The 17,060-nt window shown below is 36.1% G+C and carries 20 protein-coding genes; 12 read left to right on the forward strand and 8 right to left on the reverse strand.

The window, feature by feature from the left end; translation table 11 throughout:
* Positions 1 to 7 precede the first annotated feature (7 nt).
* Together cfa and punC are read right to left on the reverse strand one after the other, a co-directional pair.
* Positions 8 to 1,162, reverse strand: a complete 1,155-nt coding sequence (gene cfa / locus LW139_RS09485) for a cyclopropane fatty acyl phospholipid synthase (protein ID WP_247851130.1) — start codon at positions 1,160 to 1,162, stop codon at positions 8 to 10.
* Positions 1,163 to 1,468: 306 nt separating this feature from the next.
* Positions 1,469 to 2,686, reverse strand: a complete 1,218-nt coding sequence (punC, locus tag LW139_RS09490; RefSeq protein WP_166541355.1) for a purine nucleoside transporter PunC — start codon at positions 2,684 to 2,686, stop codon at positions 1,469 to 1,471.
* A 118-nt stretch (positions 2,687 to 2,804) separates the two neighbouring features.
* On the opposite strand from punC, the gene punR reads away from it, so the two are divergent.
* Positions 2,805 to 3,707 (forward strand): DNA-binding transcriptional activator PunR, encoded by a 903-nt coding sequence (gene punR, locus LW139_RS09495; RefSeq protein WP_166541354.1) that lies wholly within the window; start codon positions 2,805 to 2,807, stop codon positions 3,705 to 3,707.
* Between the two features lie 22 nt (positions 3,708 to 3,729).
* Here the strand turns inward: punR and purR are convergent, their stop codons facing one another.
* Positions 3,730 to 4,755, reverse strand: coding sequence for an HTH-type transcriptional repressor PurR (purR, locus tag LW139_RS09500; RefSeq protein WP_036937255.1), 1,026 nt, complete (start codon positions 4,753 to 4,755; stop codon positions 3,730 to 3,732).
* 268 nt (positions 4,756 to 5,023) lie between these two features.
* Here purR and LW139_RS20745 point away from each other — a divergent pair, with 268 nt between their 5' ends.
* On the forward strand, positions 5,024 to 5,107 hold the full coding sequence (locus LW139_RS20745; protein ID WP_103004765.1) for a YnhF family membrane protein: 84 nt from the start codon (positions 5,024 to 5,026) through the stop codon (positions 5,105 to 5,107).
* 137 nt (positions 5,108 to 5,244) lie between these two features.
* On the opposite strand, the gene sodB is transcribed toward LW139_RS20745, so the two are convergent.
* On the reverse strand, positions 5,245 to 5,823 hold the full coding sequence (gene sodB / locus LW139_RS09505) for a superoxide dismutase [Fe] (protein ID WP_166541353.1): 579 nt from the start codon (positions 5,821 to 5,823) through the stop codon (positions 5,245 to 5,247).
* 376 nt (positions 5,824 to 6,199) lie between these two features.
* Here sodB and LW139_RS09510 point away from each other — a divergent pair, with 376 nt between their 5' ends.
* The 3 genes from LW139_RS09510 to LW139_RS09520 all read left to right on the forward strand — a co-directional run bounded on the left by LW139_RS09510 (position 6,200) and on the right by LW139_RS09520 (position 7,696).
* Positions 6,200 to 6,724 (forward strand): hypothetical protein, encoded by a 525-nt coding sequence (locus LW139_RS09510; RefSeq protein WP_247851131.1) that lies wholly within the window; start codon positions 6,200 to 6,202, stop codon positions 6,722 to 6,724.
* Between the two features lie 29 nt (positions 6,725 to 6,753).
* Positions 6,754 to 7,113 carry a hypothetical protein gene (locus LW139_RS09515; RefSeq protein ID WP_166541351.1) on the forward strand — a complete coding sequence of 120 codons (360 nt, stop codon included), beginning with the start codon at positions 6,754 to 6,756 and terminating at the stop codon, positions 7,111 to 7,113.
* Positions 7,114 to 7,252: 139 nt separating this feature from the next.
* Positions 7,253 to 7,696, forward strand: coding sequence for a hypothetical protein (locus LW139_RS09520; RefSeq protein WP_166541350.1), 444 nt, complete (start codon positions 7,253 to 7,255; stop codon positions 7,694 to 7,696).
* Positions 7,697 to 7,881: 185 nt separating this feature from the next.
* Here LW139_RS09520 and LW139_RS09525 read toward each other — a convergent pair whose 3' ends face one another.
* Positions 7,882 to 8,700 (reverse strand): sulfite exporter TauE/SafE family protein, encoded by an 819-nt coding sequence (locus LW139_RS09525; RefSeq protein ID WP_227336807.1) that lies wholly within the window; start codon positions 8,698 to 8,700, stop codon positions 7,882 to 7,884.
* A 544-nt stretch (positions 8,701 to 9,244) separates the two neighbouring features.
* Between LW139_RS09525 and LW139_RS09530 the strand changes: the two genes are divergently transcribed.
* Positions 9,245 to 9,709, forward strand: a complete 465-nt coding sequence (locus LW139_RS09530) for an OB-fold putative lipoprotein (RefSeq protein ID WP_247851132.1) — start codon at positions 9,245 to 9,247, stop codon at positions 9,707 to 9,709.
* Positions 9,710 to 10,062: 353 nt separating this feature from the next.
* Complete coding sequence (locus tag LW139_RS09535) at positions 10,063 to 10,401, forward strand: Grx4 family monothiol glutaredoxin (protein ID WP_072070287.1); 339 nt, start codon at positions 10,063 to 10,065, stop codon at positions 10,399 to 10,401.
* Between the two features lie 132 nt (positions 10,402 to 10,533).
* Here the strand turns inward: LW139_RS09535 and rnt are convergent, their stop codons facing one another.
* Together rnt and gloA are read right to left on the reverse strand one after the other, a co-directional pair.
* Positions 10,534 to 11,172, reverse strand: coding sequence for a ribonuclease T (rnt, locus tag LW139_RS09540; protein ID WP_166541348.1), 639 nt, complete (start codon positions 11,170 to 11,172; stop codon positions 10,534 to 10,536).
* Between the two features lie 95 nt (positions 11,173 to 11,267).
* Positions 11,268 to 11,675, reverse strand: a complete 408-nt coding sequence (gene gloA, locus LW139_RS09545) for a lactoylglutathione lyase (protein ID WP_036937247.1) — start codon at positions 11,673 to 11,675, stop codon at positions 11,268 to 11,270.
* A gap of 182 nt (positions 11,676 to 11,857) precedes the next feature.
* On the opposite strand from gloA, the gene LW139_RS09550 reads away from it, so the two are divergent.
* Both LW139_RS09550 and slyA read left to right on the forward strand, forming a co-directional pair.
* Positions 11,858 to 12,097, forward strand: coding sequence for a DUF1289 domain-containing protein (locus tag LW139_RS09550; protein WP_166541347.1), 240 nt, complete (start codon positions 11,858 to 11,860; stop codon positions 12,095 to 12,097).
* A 453-nt stretch (positions 12,098 to 12,550) separates the two neighbouring features.
* Positions 12,551 to 12,979 (forward strand): transcriptional regulator SlyA, encoded by a 429-nt coding sequence (gene slyA / locus LW139_RS09555; protein ID WP_109408705.1) that lies wholly within the window; start codon positions 12,551 to 12,553, stop codon positions 12,977 to 12,979.
* Positions 12,980 to 13,153: 174 nt separating this feature from the next.
* On the opposite strand, the gene LW139_RS09560 is transcribed toward slyA, so the two are convergent.
* A complete protein-coding gene (locus LW139_RS09560; RefSeq protein ID WP_109408706.1) occupies positions 13,154 to 13,621 on the reverse strand; it encodes a glycine zipper 2TM domain-containing protein in 468 nt (155 codons plus the stop codon).
* Between the two features lie 221 nt (positions 13,622 to 13,842).
* On the opposite strand from LW139_RS09560, the gene anmK reads away from it, so the two are divergent.
* The 3 genes from anmK (at position 13,843) to tyrS (ending at position 17,059) form a co-directional block, all read left to right on the forward strand.
* Complete coding sequence (anmK, locus tag LW139_RS09565) at positions 13,843 to 14,955, forward strand: anhydro-N-acetylmuramic acid kinase (RefSeq protein ID WP_166541346.1); 1,113 nt, start codon at positions 13,843 to 13,845, stop codon at positions 14,953 to 14,955.
* A 45-nt stretch (positions 14,956 to 15,000) separates the two neighbouring features.
* Positions 15,001 to 15,654 carry a pyridoxamine 5'-phosphate oxidase gene (gene pdxH, locus LW139_RS09570; protein WP_166541345.1) on the forward strand — a complete coding sequence of 218 codons (654 nt, stop codon included), beginning with the start codon at positions 15,001 to 15,003 and terminating at the stop codon, positions 15,652 to 15,654.
* A gap of 130 nt (positions 15,655 to 15,784) precedes the next feature.
* Positions 15,785 to 17,059, forward strand: coding sequence for a tyrosine--tRNA ligase (gene tyrS / locus LW139_RS09575; RefSeq protein WP_072067950.1), 1,275 nt, complete (start codon positions 15,785 to 15,787; stop codon positions 17,057 to 17,059).
* Position 17,060 lies beyond the last annotated feature (1 nt).

Raw genomic sequence — 17,060 nt, forward strand, 5'->3', positions numbered from 1 at the left:
ATAAAAATTAACGTGGAATTTGTAAACCACCAATTTGCCCTTTAGGGCTTAACATGATTTGCCATAATTGAATATCTCTGGCTCTAAATGCACCAGCACAGGCATTTAGATAATAGCTAAACATGCGTTTAAAGCGCGGTGTGTAATTTGATTCAATCTCTGGCCAACAGGTTAAAAAGCGCTGATACCATGCCATCAGTGTTTTATCATAATCAGCACCAAAGTTGTGCCAATCTTCCATTACAAACTTACCATCTATGGCATGTGCAATTTTTTGAATTGACGGCAAGCAACCATTAGGAAATATATATTTACTTATCCAGCTATCTACATTCACTTTATCGCGATTAGATCCAATGGTATGCAGTAAAAACAGACCGTCTTCTTTTAAGTTACGGCGAACTACTTTAAAGTAGGTTGCATAATTTTTAGGGCCAACATGCTCAAACATCCCAACAGAAACGATGCGATCAAATTGTTCATGTAAATCGCGATAATCTTCTAAAATAATATTAACATCAAGTCCTTGGCATCGTGCCTGTGCCAATTTCTGCTGTTCAACAGAAATGGTGACACCTGTGACAGAAACACCAAAATGTTTTGCTGCGTAAGCGGCAAGCCCACCCCAACCACAACCGATATCTAATAAAGTCATTCCGGGTTTTAAATCTAGCTTCCGGCAAATAAGATCTAATTTGTGTTCTTGAGCTTGTGCTAAGTTATCTGCATTTTTCCAATAGCCACAGGAATATTGCATATTAGGATCAAGCATAGATGTAAATAAATCATTACCAAGATCGTAATGCTCTTTACCAACCATCCATGCACGTTTTTGTGTTTGTAGATTAAAAAGACGGGCCGTTGCAATTTTGAAAATATCACGTAGGTTTTGCGGAAGCTTATTTTCAAGGCCTGCACGCAATACTTTATGAAAGAATATATCAAGTCGCTCACAATCCCACCAACCGTCCATATAGCTTTCACCGAGACCTAATGAGCCTTGTTGCAATACTCTTTTATAAAAATTTTGATTGTGAACCTGAATATCATAAGGTTCAGAGCCATTTACTCGAATATCTGCATGAGTTAATAGTTCTATAGCGATCCTTTTATAAGGATCATTAGAGGTCTTTCGGCCTTCTTCTACACAAGATGTACTCATATACTCTCCGGCGTAAACTAAGCGGGTTTTGAGACATAAAGCTAAAAAAGGACGTGTACAGATTGACAGTATTAAAATGGTATTGTGTTCAATATGGATTGAACGAATAGAATTAATAAGACAACTAATCTGACATAATCAGCTAATAATCTGTTTAATGCCTCAAAATCCGAAAGAAAAATAAATAAAACGCCACTACAGCGTATAGATAAGTATAGAGACGTAGATTATTTTTCTCTAGAAAAGAAAAAGGCCATTTTTTATAAAATGGCCTTTTTAAGAATATTCCTAAAAGGAGAGGTGCGGTTATTCTGCTGTTTGAACTGTGTGTTTGCTAACGGATTTATTACGCTGAATAAAGTAGCCAACCGCCATTGGGATCGCTGTTAACGCCATAATTGCTGTGGTGTTAATAAGCGGTTGTTGGCTGATAAATGCAGACACGATAAAACTTGCTAAACTACAAAGACCCAGTTGTAGTGCATTTTGTAATGCGGCTGCTTTACCACTGATTTCAGGATAAGCCGATAAAGCATTAGATACAGCGATTGGATAAGAAGCACCATTCATTGCAGCCATAATACAGAACGGAATTAAGATCGTGGTTAATGTTGGCTCAGTAAATTTAGCAACAAGGTATAATGCAGTCATACTAACAGCATAGCCAATTAACAGCAGTGGTAATAATGCTTTACCCGTCATTTTTGACAGTAAAATACGACAACCATAGCCACCGACCATAAAGGCAATAGTTTGTGGAATATAGCTTAAACCGATATCCTGTGGTGAGTAACCCATCTTCTCAAGAATAATAGGTGAACCTGCTAACCAAGCAAAGAAACCTGCACTACAAGAAGCGTAAACTAATACGTTACCTGTATAGAGAGGGGATTTCAGTAATGTCATAAATGACGCAGTAGATTGGTTTGCATCGGAGACTGATTTTTGTTTAATATTTTTCAGCATTAATGTTGGTAACATTAAAACAAGTGTTACTGCCATTAATAGCATAAAAATCATACGCCAGCCGCCGTGATTTAATAGTGATGCACCAATTAAAGGGGCGAGTGCAGGTGATAATGCAACCAGTGGCATAATTAAAGCAAAAACGTGTTGAGCGCGAGATTCATCGAAGCGATCAATAACTAATGCTTGCCAAATAACAGCCGCAGAGCAGACACCAAAAGCTTGTAAGAAGCGCATCGCAAGTAAACCCGTTGCACTTTCAACCCACAACATACCAAGGCAGCCTAAAGAGAAAAGGCTTAATCCAATAAGAAGAATAGGTTTACGACCAACTTTGTCAGAAAGTGGTCCCCAAAGTAACTGAGCAACAGCAAAACCAAATAAAAAGATACTTAAGCTATTACTGATAGCGCTTTCGCTGATAGCAAGTTCACGCTGCATCATACCGAATGCAGGCAAGTACATATCAATTGCTAAGTAACCCAGCATACTCAAACCTGCTAGGTACACCATGAAGCTCATAGGTGTTTTTGATTGTGTGGACGTTTTAGTATTCATTTTATTTTCTATGCTATGTGATGTAGAACATTTTATGTATTGTAACTAAGACTTATTTTACTTGTGAAACGGGAATATTTGGTTAATGCTGTGAAAAATTTTCAAAGGAATAAACTCTATGTGGTCAGAATACTCTTTAGAAGTTGTCGATGCAGTCGCAAGAACAGGAAGTTTTAGCTCCGCTGCTCAAGAATTGCACAGAGTGCCCTCCGCCGTTAGTTATACTGTTCGGCAATTAGAGGAATGGCTCGCCGTTCCTTTATTTGAGCGCCGTCACCGTGATGTAGAATTAACCGATGCGGGTAAAATTTTCATCAAAGAAGCGCGATCTGTTATCAAAAAAATGAATGACACTCGACACCTATGTCAACAGGTTTCCAATGGGTGGCGTGGTCAATTTAGTATAGCAGTTGATGGCATTGTTAAACCCGAAAGAACACAACAACTTATTCTCGATTTTTATCGCCATTTTCCTGATATTGAGTTGTATGTCTACCCAGAAGTGTTTAATGGGGTGTGGGACTCCTTAGTTAATGGTCGTGTTGATTTAGCCATTGGTGCAACAAGAGCGTCACCGATTGGTGAACGTTATAGTTTCAGGGATATGGGTTTTATGCCTTGGCGCTGTGTTTGTCATGTTGATCACCCATTAGCTAAAGCAGAACATCCATTAACCGATGATGAAATGCGACCTTATCCTAGCTTATGTTTAGAGGATACATCACGTAGTTTACCAAAGCGTGACACTTGGGCGTTAAATAACCAACGTAGAATGGTTGTACCAACATGGGATATGGGGCTTGAGTGTTTGTTGGCAGGATTATGTGTAGGAATGGTACCTTGGCATCGTGCTGAGCCATTGATAGCCCAAGGAAAGCTAGTTACTTTAAAACTTGCACAGCCATTGCCAGACAGTCCATGCTGTCTGACGTGGGTTGATAAAAGTGAATCGCCTGCTTTAACGTGGTTGTTAGATTATCTTGGAAATAGCCAAACCTTAAATGAGGAATGGCTTCGCTAGACATCAGATAACTGAATAGGAATTAGCGACGATAGTCGATAAAAGGACCATCAGCAACTGAACGACGCTCAACCAATCGAGGGTGTACTTCGATTGTTTGGGCATCTTCACGTTTGTTAACGATGCGATCAAGCAACATTGATAAGGCCATTTGACCTAAACGTTCTTTGGGCTGGTGGACTGTGGTTAGTGCAGGGGTAAAATAACGTGCATTACGAATATTGTCATAACCTACGATTGAAATATCAAAAGGAACACGTAAACCTAGCTCATCTGCAGCACAGATTGCACCCATTGCCATCACATCACCGCCACAAAAAACTGCAGTAGGGCGTTGTTTTTGATTTAGCATTTGATACATCGCTTTATAACCTGACTCAGGTTCAAAGTCACCTTGTACAATCCACTCATCTTTTACTGTGATTTTGGCTTCTTCCATGGCTTTTAGAAAGCCTTGTAGACGACCACCACCGGTGTTGCGCTCTAATGGTCCAGGAATAATACCGATATCACGATGACCTCGTTCGATAAGATAACGGCCAGCGATATAACCACCATGAAAAGCGTTATCGATAATAGTATCTGTAAAGTCGCCACGGGCCTTACCCCAATCCATGACAACCATGGGAATATTACGATAGCCTTCCAAAAGAGTCAGAAGATGATCGGGATATTCAGAACACATCACTAATAACCCATCAACGCGTTTTTGTGCCAGCATCGCTAAATAGGCTTTTTGTTTATCAAGATTATTATGTGAATTACATAAAATCAGTGTATAGCCTTTGCTATAACAACTGTTTTCAACTGCTTCAATCACTTCAGCAAAGTAAGGAGCTTCACTGGACGTGGCTAACAGGCCAATAGATTTGGTGTGATTGACTTTCAAACTACGCGCAACGGCACTAGGCGAATAATTTAATTCTTTTATAGCGGCCCAAACTGCTGCCCGTGTGTTCTCAGCAACAAAACGTGTTTTGTTGATCACATGAGAAACAGTCGTGGTTGATACGCCTGCGCGTTTTGCCACGTCTTTTATTGTTGCCATGGTGTGGAAAACTCCTGACCTTCATTGGTCTCTTTTATCTAATTTTGTGGTTTAACTGCCAGTATAGTCATACATAGGGCAAACACTGGCAATAATTTAGCGATTAGCTATGAATTTTGTATGATCTAGCTCAAAAGTGAAAGTATTAATCAATGTTATAAATTGTGCACTGGTCGCTATTTTAGCAAATTTTGATATGTGATAATAATTAACCATGACAAGGTTATGGTTAATAACGTGTATTATAATCATATTGAGGGAGATATAGATGGATACGGATCTGAAATTTGGTTTGAGCACAGCAGTAGCAGCGCTTGTTATGATTGTTTTATTTTCAACTATGTTGTTCTAATCACTGCTTTATAAAATATCCGATCAATTGTAATAATAAATTATCGAATATCTGAATATAACAAAGGGCTCAAGGCCCTTTGTTATTATGTCACCAAAAATGAATCACAATCATTCACTTTTGATCACTAAGTTCAATTAAGCTAGGTTAGCTTCAACAAATGACCAGTTAACCAGTGCCCAGAACTCTTCTAAATATTTAACGCGGGCATTACGGTAGTCGATGTAGTAAGCGTGTTCCCATACATCCACAGTTAACAGAGGTTTGTCTGCACCTGAAACTGGCGTTGCCGCATTAGAGGTGTTAACAATGGCAACTGAACCGTCAGCTTTTTTAACTAACCAAGTCCAACCAGAACCGAAGTTTTTAGCGGCTGCATCATTAAATTGCTTTTTAAACTCTTCAAAAGAGCCAAATGCTTTGTTGATAGCATCAGCAATTTTACCTGTTGGTGCGCCACCTGCATTTGGTGCTAAACAGTTCCAGTAGAAAGTGTGGTTCCATACTTGAGCCGCGTTATTGAAGATGCCACCATCAGTAGATTTAATGATTTCTTCTAAAGATTTGCTTTCTAAATCAGTACCTTTAACCAGATTGTTTAAGTTGGTTACATAGGTTTGGTGATGTTTACCATAGTGGAATTCTAATGTTTCTTTAGAGATATGTGGCTCAAGAGCATCTAACGCATAAGGTAATTTTGGTAATTCGAAAGACATTGCGTACTCCTTTATACTATCTATTTCGGGTTTTGTGCCTGAAATCATTTCATCTAAATTGATAAAATGAGGCAAATGAATCACTAATTTGTTGCTATTTTGCTAATTATTTTAACAAAAACCTGCTGAAATAACAGCTAAATATATTTTATCTATAGTTATAAGCCATATAGATTAGTAATACTCATAAGAGTATATCCCTCTTGCTTACACGTAAAGTAGCAAAATCGCATTTATAATGAGATAGGTAAAAATAAAAAAATAACAATTTAATGCTGTTACGATAGCTTAATGAATCAATTAACATTGTGTGGTTCAGGAGAAGTAGTTACAGCTCATATAGGGTAATGAACTTGTTTCTAAAGGAATATACAATATGAAAAAGCTATTTATAGCTATTGGCATGATAGTATTTTTATCTGGTTTTGGTTTTAAAAGTAATGAACCTTTGAAATTAGATTTTGGAAGATCAATTGATGATATTCCTTTTATAAAAAATGGCGTGTGTGAAACAGAGGAAGATATTGTCACTTGTTTTTTTAATAATGAGCCTCCGTTTGAGAAAGACTCTGATAGAAATGCATTAAAATTTTATAAAGGTAAATTAATTGGCGTAGAGCTATCCTATTTTGGTGGCGATGACATTGATTCGGTCTGTGATCTTTTAGCTCAGAAAATGAAAAATATTTATCCTTTAGTTAAAGATAAAAAAGCATTGTTAACAGAGGTAAATAACTGTAAGGAGTTAGAGGTAATCGAATATGAGTCATTAAGTGAGAATAAAATATTTGTATTTTCTGATATAAAGAGTATTGAGGCTAAAGAAGGGGATATAGAAATAATGTATTCACATAAGCCTTATTATTTATACATTTATCGTCGTAGCGATATTGTAGATTAAATTTACGCAAATAGAGTGTAGGAGTTAAAATGAGTTATAATATTGCATTATTTGATTTTCCTATTCCGGATGATTTTGAAAAAGCGTGTGAATACTTCGAAAAATATGAAGATGAAGATATTCAAGAATTAAGCCCATCAATGTTGCGTTTTTATCAAGAAATTTCTTATTTATATCCATGCCTTTGCGAATTACCTGATGATGAAATAGATGATAGTGTGTGGTGTGATGGGCCTTTAATTAATAACTTTATGACCAAAATCCCAGTTATTGGTTTTGTTTACTCTAAAGTAGATGAAACTCTTCCTGTGGTTATTAAATTAGCAAATAAAATAGGAATTTCAGTCCTTGATTGGCAGCAAGGAACGGTATTTAATGCTAAACAATAAAATGATATTTGAGATGGTATAAGGGTTGATTTAAATTCTCCGATAATAGTTTAAATTTTTTCAATGGAGTGATAAAAGCATGCATGGAAGTATAATTTTTAAGTATTTTTCTATAAAAAATTTAGTTCAGAGTCTATTTTTGCTTATTTTTTGTGGTGTGCTAAATGGCTGTAGCATGTTCTATGGTATTGCATGCAGTACCAGTATTTTATTTACACCGTCAGAATCACAAGAAAAAATCTATATGCCAGAAGCTGTTGTTAATCAAAATTATGATCAACAGATTGAAATTGGGGTATTTTCTGGTTTAGCTCCATATTATATTGTGGAAAGTCCTGAATGGGTTACTGTGACATTAATGATCAAAAATAAAGATGGGGAGTGGCTTTCTCTTATTACAGATGAAGATTGGCAAAAGCATGTCATGCATCAAGACGAGCGTCCTATCATTTTTGCTCATTTACAAGGAACAGCACCTAAAAGTGGCAATGTACGGATAAAAATAAAAGCCACAGTAGGGCGTACTATGTGTGGTACAACGGATCCTGTTTTTGCTTTACAAGTCAAAGTGAGAAAAGAATAAGCTATCCGTGATACTTAAATATATTTGTTTTAATTAGGTGAAGATTACCTAATGAGATTCGTTCATTTTATTTTATCTATAAATACCCTAACTTACTAAAATCTAACATTATTAGAAATGTTAGATTTTAGTATTGCTTGTTTTTATAGAATAATTTAACGGAATATGATTTTCAGAACAGGCGCTTATCCTGTAATAAGCGTATACATCATTTTCACTACGACTAAGAATAGGAATAATGCAAATATTTGACGAACTCTAGGAATTGGTAGGCGATAAGCAACTTTAACACCGATAGGTGCGAAGAGTATGCTAGTTATGCTTATTCCGATAAAGGCAGGTAAATAGATAAAACCCAAGTAATAATCATCAATATTTGTTTGATTCCAACCGTAGACAATACCCATGATTGTGCCGATAGAAGCAATGATGACACCAATCATTGAAGAGGTTGCAATACATTTACGTGTATTAAATCCCCAATGACTTAAAAGAGGGATAGTAATAGTGCCACCAGCAATGCCGATAAAGCTGGATATAAAACCAATTAAAGAGCCACCACTTGTTAAGGCAGGTTTTGAAACAACAGGATCTTTTACGTTTTCAATGCGTTCCGCTTCTTTCTTTTTAGTTAATAAACCATAGATGGTATATACCATGAAAATACAGAACACGATTTGCAATATCGTGTTTGACATTTTTTGTACTAGAAATGTTCCCACAAGCATACCAATGATAGTGCCAATGGATAATAAAGGAAATTGTTGCCATAAAATGGCTTTATGCTTGTTATGGGAATACGCCGAAGATGCAGTGGAAAATATAATAACAGAGAATGAGGTAGATAAGGCTATCTTCATCACCATATCTGTTGGGATGGCTTGCTGGCTGACCACATACATGACCACTGGAACAATGATTGCACCGCCGCCAATACCAAGTAATCCAGCAAAAAAGCCAGTGATACATCCCACTAAAAGAAACAGTAAAATCATGTCCATCATTAATACTCATCAGGGTTTATAACAAACTCATTTATATACATTATATCCTTTTAAGAAGGTAGCGTTTTATCTTAATGTATAGATTATGAAATTTAATGTGTTGATATTGATATGAAAATTGTTATTTCTTTTCTTGCTATTTTTTTAATATGAAAGAATATATAGCTAAATATAATTCAAATAAAGAAATAAATTAAATATTTAATCTTGGATTTTATAATAAATTATATTTTTAAACTATAAGCTAAAAATAATTATATTAATTTTATAGGGATAATAAATCGGAATATGACTAGCTTGTTTTTATTTATTTATGGAAGCCTAGGGTGGCAAGATTTTTCTTATTTAAAATAAGATAACGAAAAGTTATAGTGCTATTTTTTCATGTTCTATACTTTTAGATCAAAATATTAAGCTATTTAGAAAGAGTCATACATTTATCCATAATGTTGGCGAGGGCGTTGTTTTATTTAATTAAAATAGATTTTTATCTTAGTGGATTTATATTTTATCTATTTTTTTTTGACTTTATAAAGGAATTTGTATGAAGAAGACGGTGTTATTACTATCTATAATCACATTATTATCAGGGTGTAAAATAAATGAAGCTATTCGTTCAGTTAATAGTGCTGTGAACCAAATAGTTCCATCGATGGAATCGACAGTAACTGAAGCGACTTATGCAGAAATATGTAAGGACTTTAGTGATAATGAGATAGCAGCTAAGAAAAAATGGAGAGGAAAGTGGGTTATTTTTGAAGGAAGAGTGACCACTATTGCAAGTTTGGAAGAAGTAGTCAGATATGACCTCTATAAACCAACACCACCTAAAGTCATTGCTATTTCATTTAATAATAAAGCTAGTGCTTCATATACTTTAAAACCAAGTGAAGAAGAAAATGTTCTTAAAATTAAGAAAGGACAAACTGCAAAAATAAAAGGTGAAATAACTGATATTGCTAATACTCTGGGTTGCTTGATCCTTTTAGACAACGGAACCATACAATAATAATTCATATAATTAAGCTAATCGATTCGAGCACTGAGAGTTTTCTCAATCGAAATGTTCTCAGCCTCTTAATTGAGGCTTTTTATTTTATTCGTATTTTAGCTCGTAAATGTGTTGGTAGTAGGTAGTGAAATAATGAGATAAAACACACTCATAAACATCTGTAACGTATTGATTTATTTTCTATGCATCATCGTGCACTTTCTCGTCAATAGTATTGCGATTTAACACCAACCTATTGTTTTATATTGATAACTAAACTTATATAGAGCTTTCCAATATAAAGTGGTATTCTTCTTTCATGTTTTCCCCTATAAAGCATATTGAATATAAAAGGCTGTAAGGACTTACAAATGACGACTATTGAAAAAATTGAACGCCAGATCAATGAAAACCCAATTATTTTATACATGAAAGGTTCACCAAAATTACCAAGTTGCGGTTTTTCTGCTCAGGCAGTTCAAGCTATCTCTGCTTGTGGTGAGCGTTTTGCGTATGTTGATATCCTGCAAAACCCAGATATTCGTGCAGAATTACCAAAATATGCACACTGGCCAACTTTCCCACAATTATGGGTAGATGGTGAATTAGTCGGTGGATGTGACATCATTCTAGAAATGTATCAGCGCGGTGAATTACAGAAGTTACTAAAAGAGACTGCTGATAAATATCGTGGTGAAGAAGAAGCCTAATTATTATTTTTTCTTTTAACAGATTGATATTAAAAGAAATAAAAATAAATTAAGTATTCAATAAGAAAAGCCAGTTCAGTGATGAACTGGCTTTTTTCTGTTATTCATATTGTTATCATTGAAATAATAGAATTAAGGTGTTGGTAATGGCCATCCACCGAGCTTTTTCCAGCGATTAACTAACTCACAAAAAAGTAATGATGTGCGATTCGTATCATATAACGCACCATGAGCGAGTTTGCTATCAAAAGGTATTCCTGCAGTGATACAGGCTTTAGCTAAAATAGTTTGCCCCAAAACTAATCCACTTAACGCCGCTGTATCAAAGGTGGCAAAAGGATGAAAAGGGTTTCGTTTTAACCCTGTTCGTTCAGCCGCAGCCATGACAAAGCTATGATCGAAATTTGCATTGTGCGCTACAATGATAGCGCGGTTACAATCAGCATCCTTCATTCCTTTGCGTACCATTTTAAAAATTGCATGCAAGGCTTCATATTCACTGACTGCGCCACGAAGTGGGTTTGTTGGGTCAATGCCTGTAAATTCTAAGGCAGCAGGTTCTAGATTAGCACCTTCAAAGGGATCAACATGAAAATGTAGCGTATTATCAGGTTTTAACCAACCTTGTTCATCCATTTTTAATGTAATGGCTGCAATTTCAAGTAAACCATCTGTTTTTGCATTAAATCCACCTGTCTCAACATCAATAACAACAGGGTAGTAACCTCGAAAACGGTTACAAAGCTTATTGGGATTATTTATTTCAGGCATCAAATTGTACTTATCCGATAAAAATAAAATATCGGAAATTAATAATAAGCAAGGCCAGAAAGATAAATAGATTATCTTTCTGGTTTAAATAAAAATCAGTTACCTAGTGCGTGACTTGCACTTTTATTTTCGATGAGTTCGATTTTGTACCCATCAGGATCTTCAACAAAAGCAATAATAGTTGAGCCTCCTTTAACTGGGCCTGCGTCACGGGTAACATTACCGCCAGCTTGACGAATAGCTTCACAGGTTGCTGCAACATCATCAACACCCAGCGCAACATGGCCAAAAGCCGTTCCCATTTCATAGCTGTTTACACCCCAGTTATAGGTTAACTCAATAACCGCACCGGTGCTCTCATCACCATAGCCAACAAAAGCTAACGAGTATTTATATTCCTCATTCTCGCTAGTGCGTAGAAGTTGCATACCTAATACTTTGGTATAAAAATCGATAGAACGTTGTAAATCGCCTACACGAATCATGGTATGAAGTACTCGCATATAAACCTCTCGTGTTTTTTAATGTTAAACCTTACAGATAAACTGATGGCGCAGTACTATAGCGCGTTAGAGCCCTAAAGTTCAATTTTACTACACCCTTAACAGTTCAATCAGTGCATTGTGCAGATAATCTCTCCATTAACTATACTCTATAGTAACAAACAACAGGGGGGGGAAATCAAATGCAAGATCAATTAGAATTTTTTGATATTCCTAGCCCTTGTATTGGACGTTGTGAAATGAATGCTCAAGGTTACTGCATGGGATGCTATCGTAATCGGCAAGAACGATTTAATTGGTCAACAATGAGCACACAAGATAAAAGAAATGTATTACGCCTTTGTCAGCAGCGTTATTTAAGATCATTTAAAAAAGGAGGGGCGACAATAGAAAAAGAAAATGAACAACTTAATTTATTTTAAATGTTCCACTTATTTTTTAATCTTGAAAAATAAATGAAGTATTGTTTTAATTCATTTTTGTTATTTATTATAGTTAGTTGGTTTATTATTTTTTCTTTATTAATATAATTATATCTATTAAAAATATTTCTAATGACTATTTATTTGTAATTGCATGATAACAAAAATATTTTTCTTTACGGGGGGGTAAATCGTGAAATAATGATTGTTATTATGTAAAAAAATATAGATTAGTTTTTATAACAAGGTTATTCTTTATGAACTTTCGTTGTCAGAAAGAAAATAAATTAATCAAGTATTGAAAATAATTACTTATCTAATAAATAGGAATATAATTATATTAGTTATTAAAGGTAAATATTTTAATTAAAAAGAATAGGTAAATGTTGTATTAAAAATGAATATCTAAACTTTGCAATAAGTTGACTGAAAATACTAATTAAGGAGAGATAAGTGGAATCAACATTAGGAGCAGATTTGGCGCGTTTAGTTCGATTATGGCGTGCTTTAATTGATCATCGTCTCAAACCATTAAAATTAACTCAAACCCATTGGATCACTTTGTATAATATTAGCCAATTACCACCAGAGCAGTCACAAATTCAATTGGCTAAAGCTATAGGTATAGAGCAACCATCTTTAGTAAGAACACTAGATCAACTGGAAGAAAAAAAACTGATATGTAGACATACATGTGCAAATGATCGTAGAGCAAAACGTATAAAATTAACAAACGAATCTGAACCTTTTATTAATGAAGTCTATGCAGTTATAGAACAAACAAGACGAGAGATATTGGGTGATATTCGACGAGATGAGATTGAAACGTTAATTGGTATTATTCAAAAGTTGGAAAAAAATATAAATAGACTAAATAGCTAATAATTTCAAAATCAATATATAATCTATTTAAATAAAGATTAATTACTATTGTGATAATAATTATTACGTGAGGGTAATAAATAGGTAGGTTATATATTTAATCTCTCTTTAAATTTATTATTATAGATCATAAAAAAACAGGCAACATTAAGTTGCCTGTTTTTTATCCATGAATTATCGAGGAGATACAGTTAAATTATTTCCATTACCAATAACAGCAACACGTTGACCTTGGCTATAAACAGTATTATCTGCTTTTTGAACGATTGCCACAGTTTTACCGCTATCTAGACGAACTTCAATTTGAACACCTTTGGTAGTATTTAATGCACCTTGTGCTTGTTGTCCAGCCATACCACCTGCGATTGCACCAGCTGCTGTTGCAAGGTTACGGCCTGTGCCACCACCAATTGTGTTACCTAACATTCCGCCAAGAACAGCACCACCAATGGCACCTAAGATATTCTCATCACTGCCTGCCTGAATATTAACCGCACGAACAGAAACAATCGTACCATAAGTAATATTTTGCGCTTGTTTAGCTTGGCTTGCTGTGTAAGTGTCGCCCGATAATGAACTTGTGTTCACACAACCAGTAAGAACGGTCATCGTAAAAAGACCAATAAGTAAATGCTTAAACATAGTTACTCCTAAAGAAAACCTGAGGTACATTGTTCAGGTTATACCAATGTTGTCTAGTATCAGTTATAGACTATTTTTTACTTATGTCGACACTGATTTTAATAATATATAGCTTACTATATAGTAAAGGCCGATAGTAAAAACAGAAGAGATTTCTGAAAAAAGAGAATATAACATTATATGTTAAAAATTTGCATCATCTTGATTATAAGGAAAAGAACATGAGAGCAGGGCGATACATTGGCGTGATGTCTGGCACAAGCTTAGATGGTGTTGATGTTGTATTAGCTGCAATCAATAATAAGTTCGTTGCACAACAAGAAACTCATTTTTTACCTTATCCACAACTTCTACGTCAACGTATTTTAGCTGTTTGCCAAGGACAACCCACTACTCTACATGAGCTAGGCTTATTAGACGCACAATTAGGAGAGCTATATGCTCAAGCAATTATAGAGTTACTGGCAAAAGTAAAACTGAGTGCAAGCGATATTACGGCGATAGGGTGCCATGGACAAACGGTCTGGCATGAACCTGAAAGTGATATGCCATTTACTATGCAAATCGGTGACAACAATCGTGTGGCTGCATTGACAGGGATCACCACTGTCGGTGATTTCCGTCGTCGTGATATTGCATATGGTGGACAAGGCGCGCCTTTAGTGCCTGCTTTTCACCTTGCAGTATTAGGGCATTCTATCGAGAGACGTATTATTTTAAATATTGGGGGTATTGCCAATATTTCATTATTATTGCCTGGTGTTGCAGTAAAAGGCTATGACACTGGCCCTGGCAATATGTTGTTAGATAGCTGGAACTGGATACACAACCAAACGCCTTATGATGATAATGGGCAATGGGCAGCAACTGGAAAAGTAAATGCTGCATTATTAAAAGATATGCTGTCTGATCCTTATTTTTCTCGTTCAGCACCTAAAAGTACCGGGCGAGAATATTTTAATACGCAATGGTTAAACTATCACTTAGCAAGAGTACCTAATGTTTTCCCTGAAGATGTACAAGCCACTTTAGTTGAATTAACCGCTATCAGTATTGTGCAACAAATACAATTAAGCGGGGGATGTGAACGTCTTTTAGTCTGTGGTGGAGGTGCTAGAAATGGGCAAATTATGCATCGTTTGGCCTCATTATTACCAGGCACAGAAGTAGCACCTACAGATAAATATGGTTTAAGTGGTGATGATATGGAAGCGCTTGCATTTGCTTGGCTCGCAGCTAGAACTATTGCCAATGAATCAGGAAATTTACCTTCTGTCACAGGGGCATCAAGAGAAACCGTTTTAGGGGCGATTTACCCTACAAATCCTCGTTAAGCGTGATATGCTGAATGCAGTTTCTCAAAAGAGAGAGAATGAAAAATGACAGATCTTGATTTTATTGATGTTGCTGATTTACGCCGTGAATATATGAAAGGTGGATTACGACGTCATGAACTAACTGAACAGCCATTGGTATTGTTTGAGAAATGGCTAAAACAAGCTTGTGAAGCGCGTTTAAGCGATCCTACAGCAATGTGTGTTGCAACTGTTGATGAAAATGGACAACCTTACCAGCGTATCGTGTTATTAAAGCACTTTGACGAACATGGATTAGTTTTTTACACCAACTTGGGCAGTCGTAAAGCGAGTCATTTAGAGCATAACCAAAGAGTGAGTTTGTTATTTCCTTGGTATCCCTTAGAAAGACAAGTCTGTTTTTTAGGGAAGGCAGAAAAACTTTCGCCTATTGAAGTTTTAAAATACTTCCACAGTCGCCCTAAAGATAGTCAAATTGCGGCTTGGGCTTCTCAACAGTCTTCTCGCATTTCTGCAAGAGGCGTGTTGGAAAGTAAGTTTATGGAATTAAAACAGAAATTCCAAAATGGAGAAGTCCCATTACCGAGTTTCTGGGGTGGATATCGTGTGACATTTGAATCTGTTGAATTTTGGCAAGGACGAGAAAATCGTCTACACGATCGCTTTATTTACCAAAAATCACCACAAGGATGGGATATTGAGCGATTAGCACCTTAATGGTGCTAATAAATTTGTCTCAAAAAGTCTTTTTCTACTGGTACTTAACGTAGTGGCGCTTTATGCTATACCACTTGTGTTTCACTTATATTTTAAATAGACAAAAAACAATAAACCGATGGAGTCATTGATGTCTAGCAAGAACCTAATCACACAATTGCAGGAGCGTGGGCTAATCGCTCAGGTCACGGATGAGGCAGCTTTAGTAGAGCGTTTGGAGCAAGGTCCTATCGCTCTCTATTGTGGCTTCGATCCTACCGCTGATAGCCTGCACTTGGGGCATTTGGTTCCTTTGCTGTGTTTAAAACGATTCCAACTAGCCGGGCATAAGCCTGTGGCGTTGGTGGGTGGTGCAACGGGTCTGATTGGTGATCCTAGTTTTAAAGCCACCGAGCGCAAACTGAATACCCAAGATACTGTTCACGAATGGGTAGAAAAAATTCGTAAACAAGTGTCACCTTTCTTAGATTTCGACAGTGGTGAAAACAGTGCGGAATTAGCAAACAACTATGACTGGTTTGGTCAAATGGATGTGCTGACATTCCTGCGTGATATCGGTAAACACTTCTCTGTGAACCAAATGATCAACAAAGAAGCGGTTAAACAGCGTTTAAACCGTGACGATGTGGGTATCTCTTTTACTGAATTCGCCTATAACCTATTACAAGCTTATGACTTCGCGTCATTAAATACGCATTTAGGTGTTGAATTACAAATCGGTGGCTCTGATCAGTGGGGTAATATCACTTCAGGTATCGATTTAACCCGCCGTTTCAATCAGAAACAAGTATTTGGTATGACTGTACCATTAATTACTAAATCTGACGGAACTAAATTCGGTAAGACAGAAGGTGGTGCGGTTTGGTTAGATCCTAAGAAAACAAGCCCATACAAATTCTATCAGTTCTGGATCAATACAGCAGATGCTGACGTTTATCGCTTCTTAAAATTCTTCACCTTTATGAGCATTGAAGAAATTAATGCACTTGAAGAAGAAGATAAAAATAGCGGTCAAGCGCCTCGTGCTCAACGTGTATTAGCAGAACTAGTTACGGGTTTAGTTCACGGTGAAGAGGGATTAGTCGCTGCTAAACGTATTACAGAAAGCTTATTCTCTGGTGCAATTGCAGACTTAACACAAGCTGATCTTGAACAATTAGCACAAGACGGTATGCCGACAATTGAATTAGAAAAAGGCAGTGATTTGCAACAAGCGCTGGTTAACGCAGAATTAGTTCCTTCTCGTGGTCAGGCTCGTACAATGATTGGCTCTAACGCTGTTTCAATTAACGGTGAAAAACAAGACAATCCTGAATACGTCTTTGAAGAAAAAGATTTCTTATTTGGTCATTATTCTATTTTACGTCGCGGTAAAAAACACTACTGCCTTGTTATCTGGAAATAAT

This window comes from Proteus vulgaris, assembly GCF_023100685.1.
In the GTDB taxonomy this organism is placed as follows: Bacteria; Pseudomonadota; Gammaproteobacteria; order Enterobacterales; family Enterobacteriaceae; genus Proteus.